The organism is Fervidicella metallireducens AeB (genome assembly GCF_000601455.1).
Lineage (GTDB): Bacteria > Bacillota > Clostridia > Clostridiales > Caloramatoraceae > Fervidicella > Fervidicella metallireducens.
This window is the reverse complement of sequence record NZ_AZQP01000092.1, coordinates 1-2,776: the sequence shown is the minus strand read 5'-3', so window position 1 is coordinate 2,776 and position 2,776 is coordinate 1. Positions and strand designations below refer to the sequence as shown.

At 51.8% G+C, this 2,776-nt stretch carries 1 rRNA gene; it reads right to left on the bottom strand.

Annotated elements, in window-relative coordinates:
- Positions 1-2,776, bottom strand: a 23S ribosomal RNA gene (locus tag Q428_RS13590); the annotation flags it as partial.

Genomic DNA, 2,776 nt, shown 5'->3' with positions numbered 1-2,776 from the left:
AAGCCCTCGACCTATTAGTATCAGTCAGCTGAACGCCTCACGACGCTTACACCTCTGACCTATCAACCTGATGTTCTTTCAGGGGTCTTACCCTTTCGGTGGGAAATCTCATCTTGAGGTGGGCTTCGCGCTTAGATGCCTTCAGCGCTTATCCCTTCCGAACATAGCTACCCAGCTGTGCCCTTGGCAGGACAACTGGTGCACCAGAGGTTCGTCCATCCCGGTCCTCTCGTACTAAGGACAGCTCCTCTCAAATTTCCTACGCCCGCGACGGATAGGGACCGAACTGTCTCACGACGTTCTGAACCCAGCTCGCGTGCCGCTTTAATGGGCGAACAGCCCAACCCTTGGGACCTACTTCAGCCCCAGGATGCGACGAGCCGACATCGAGGTGCCAAACCTCCCCGTCGATGTGGACTCTTGGGGGAGATCAGCCTGTTATCCCCGAGGTAGCTTTTATCCGTTGAGCGATGGCCCTTCCACTCGGAACCACCGGATCACTAAGTCCGACTTTCGTCACTGCTCGACTTGTCAGTCTCACAGTTAGGCTCCCTTCTGCCTTTGCACTCTCCGCGCGATTTCCAACCGCACTGAGGGAACCTTTGAGCGCCTCCGTTACTTTTTGGGAGGCGACCGCCCCAGTCAAACTGCCCGCCTAACAATGTCCCGTGACCAGCTTCATGGCCTCCGGTTAGAACTTCAATATTATCAGGGTGGTATCCCAAGGTTGACTCCACACAAGCTGACGCCCATGCTTCTCAGTCTCCCACCTATCCTGTACAGACAATACCGAAACTCAATGCTAAGCTGCAGTAAAGCTCTACGGGGTCTTTCCGTCCAATCGCGGGTAACCGGCATCTTCACCGGTACTACAATTTCGCCGAGTCCCTTGTTGAGACAGTGCCAGATCGTTACGCCATTCGTGCGGGTCGGAACTTACCCGACAAGGAATTTCGCTACCTTAGGACCGTTATAGTTACGGCCGCCGTTTACTGGGGCTTAAGTTCAGAGCTTCGCTTTCGCTAACACTTCCCCTTAACCTTCCAGCACCGGGCAGGCGTCAGCCCTATACATCATCTTACGATTTAGCAGAGACCTGTGTTTTTGCTAAACAGTCGCCTGGGCCTATTCTCTGCGGCTCACTTTCGTGAGCACCCCTTTTCCCGAAGTTACGGGGTCAATTTGCCGAGTTCCTTAACAAGGGTTCTCTCGCTCGTCTTAGGATTCTCTCCTCACCTACCTGTGTCGGTTTGCGGTACGGGCACCTTCTCCCTCGATAGAGGCTTTTCTTGGCAGTGTGAAATCAGCCGCTTCGTCCCTTAGGACTCCCCATCAATCCTTATCATTAACTCTCCGGATTTGCCTAAAGAGTCTGACTTGAATCTTAGACGCGCTCAACCATTCACGCGCTCAGCTTATCCTCCTGCGTCACCCCTTCTCTCAAACGGTTAAAGGTGGTATCGGAATATCAACCGATTGTCCATCACCTACGCCTTTCGGCCTCGGCTTAGGTCCCGACTAACCCTGGGCGGACGAGCCTTCCCCAGGAAACCTTAGGTTTTCGACGAATAGGATTCTCACCTATTTCTCGCTACTTATGCCAGCATTCTCACTCCTATGCAGTCCACCACTCCTTACGGTATGACTTCTGCCCACATAGGAAGCTCCCCTACCCAATACTTACGTATTGCCATAGCTTCGGTGGTATGTTTGAGCCCCGGACATCTTCGGCGCAGGACCTCTCGACCAGTGAGCTATTACGCACTCTTTGAATGAATGGCTGCTTCTAAGCCAACATCCTGGTTGTCTGTGAAATCCCACATCCTTTTCCACTTAACATACACTTTGGGACCTTAGCTGATGGTCTGGGCTGTTTCCCTTTTGACCACGGATCTTATCACTCGTAGTCTGACTCCCGGAATACAAGTATATGGCATTCGGAGTTTGATAGGGTTCGGTAACCTAGACGGCCCCTAGCCCATTCAGTGCTCTACCTCCACTACTCAATTTTCCGAGGCTAGCCCTAAAGCTATTTCGGGGAGAACCAGCTATCTCCGAGTTCGATTGGAATTTCTCCGCTATCCACAGCTCATCCCATGGTTTTTCAACACCAACGGGTTCGGGCCTCCATTGAGTTTTACCTCAACTTCACCCTGTCCATGGATAGGTCACCCGGTTTCGGGTCTACAGCATGCAACTAAATCGCCCTATTCAGACTCGGTTTCCCTTCGGCTCCGTTACTTAATAACTTAACCTCGCTGCATACCGTAACTCGCTGGCTCGTTCTACAAAAAGCACGCCGTCACTCGTTAATGAGCTTCGACTGCTTGTAGGCACACGGTTTCAGGTTCTATTTCACTCCCCTCCCGGGGTTCTTTTCACCTTTCCCTCACGGTACTGCTCCACTATCGGTCACTAGGTAGTATTTAGCCTTGGGAGGTGGTCCTCCCTGCTTCCCACAGGGTTTCACGTGTCCCGTGGTACTCTGGATTAGGTCTTTCCTTTTTCTCTTTTCACTTACAGGGCTATTACCTTCTATGGCGGGCCTTTCCAGACCTCTTCAATTAAGATATTAGGCTTTTGTGACCTATCCGCAACCCCTCACCCGTTAGGGTAAGGTTTGGGCTCTTTCCCTTTCGCTCGCCGCTACTTAGGAAATCGATTATTCTTTCTCTTCCTCCGGGTACTTAGATGTTTCAGTTCCCCGGGTTTACCTTCCTAAAGCTATTTATTCACTTCAGGATACTTAGCGTCAGCTAAGTGGGTTCCCCCATTC